We start from the raw sequence: 1,500 nt of genomic DNA, 5'->3' as shown, positions 1-1,500 counted from the left end.
GAAAGACATCCCAGGAGGTTTGAATGTCAAGCCGCGGCGCTTTGAGGGTGATGCGACCAGGCGGTCGTCTCGTCGTAGAGCGTTCCGGTTTTGAGGCAGCCGTGCAGGATGCCGACGAGCCGGTTGGCGACTTGGCGGAGCGCGGTGTTGTAGGCGGCGTCGCGGGCGCGTTGCCGCTGGTAGTAGGCGCGGGCGCCGGGCGATTTGGTGATCGCGATGGATGCTTGGACGAGCAGTGCGTCGACGAGCCGGTCGTTGTGCACGAACCGGGCGGCGACGACCCTTTTCCTGCCCGAGGCACGAGTGATCGGGGAGGTTCCGGCGTAGTTCTTGCGGGCCTTGGTGGTGGCGTAGCGGTCGGGGTCGTCGCCGAACTCTGCGAGCACCCGGGCGCCGAGGACGGGCCCCAAGCCGGGCTGGCTGAGGATGATCTCAGCGGCCGGGTGCCGCCCAAAATGGGCCTCGACCTCCTTGCGCATGAGTGTGACCTGCTCGTCCACGGCCGCCAGCACGGCGACCAGGGCGCGGGTCGAGGCCGCGTAGGCGGCGGTGACCACGGTGGGCTGGCCAAGCTGCTCGGTGCGCAGCGCCGACTGGATCCGCGCGGCCTTCTCGCCCACGTTGCGGCGGCGGGCCCGTTTGAGCGCGGCGCTGATCTGGGCGATGGTCAGTCTGGCCGCCGACGCCGGGTCGGGTGCCCTGGCCAGCAGTTCCAGCGTCTCGGGGGCGTCCAGGTCCTCGAACGCCGCCAGCGCGGCGGGGAAGTAGTCGCGCAGGGCGTGCCGCAGCCGCTGGGTGTGGCGGGTGCGTTCCCAGATCAGGGTCTTGTGGGTGCGCGCCACCACCTTGACCGCCTCGGCCTGCGCGCTGTCTCCGGCGACCGGGCGCAGCTGGTGGGCGTCGGTGCGGACCATGTCGGCCAGCATGTGCGCGTCGGCGGCGTCACTCTTGGCGCCCGACACCGCCAGGCGTTGGCGGTAACGCGCGGCCTGCAGCGGGTTCACCGCCAGCACCGTGTAGCCGGCCGCCACCAGCGCCAGCACCCACGGCCCCCGGTCGGTCTCGATCCCGACCACCACCTCCACATCCTCGTCCGCGGCATCACCGGCCTGTTCAGCGACCATCGCGTGCAGCCGGGTCATCCCGGCCACCCCCTCGGGCAGCCGCGCCCTGGCCAGCCGTCGTCCCGCGGCGTCCATCAACTCGACATCGTGATGCGCCTCGGCCCAGTCGTCCCCAACAAACAATCGCAACGTCTCTCCCATCACCGAAACCACCGGTCAGCAGCCTGCGGGAGAACCATCAGCGACCTAATCAAGCAGTGCTCACGTCTCCGATCGGAGGACGGGCACGACATCCCAGCAGCGATCAACTCTCCCGGCACACCGGCAGGGGCACGATCTTTCATCAGGACTCAACGTCCAGGAACCACGAGTGCTCACCTACCGGCTGGCCACCAACCCGGAGTCTGCCGGATGGCGACTCCCAGAACTGATTAGG

The 1,500-nt window shown here is 69.5% G+C and carries 1 protein-coding gene; it reads right to left on the bottom strand.

Translation table 11 applies throughout. The features are described from left to right. Positions 1–26 precede the first annotated feature (26 nt). Complete coding sequence (locus E1289_RS37545) at positions 27–1,265, bottom strand: IS110 family transposase (protein WP_131988937.1); 1,239 nt, start codon at positions 1,263–1,265, stop codon at positions 27–29. Positions 1,266–1,500 lie beyond the last annotated feature (235 nt).

This window comes from Actinomadura sp. 6K520 (genome assembly GCF_004349245.1).
In the GTDB taxonomy this organism is placed as follows: Bacteria; Actinomycetota; Actinomycetes; order Streptosporangiales; family Streptosporangiaceae; genus Spirillospora.
The sequence above is the reverse complement of the archived record's forward strand: the minus strand, read 5'-3'. Positions and strand labels throughout refer to the sequence as shown.

What these genes read in the sequence shown, in the direction of transcription:
- E1289_RS37545 (WP_131988937.1), bottom strand. Translation starts at nt 1,265, where the DNA reads ATGGGAGAGACGTTGCGATTGTTTGTTGGGGACGACTGGGCCGAGGCG.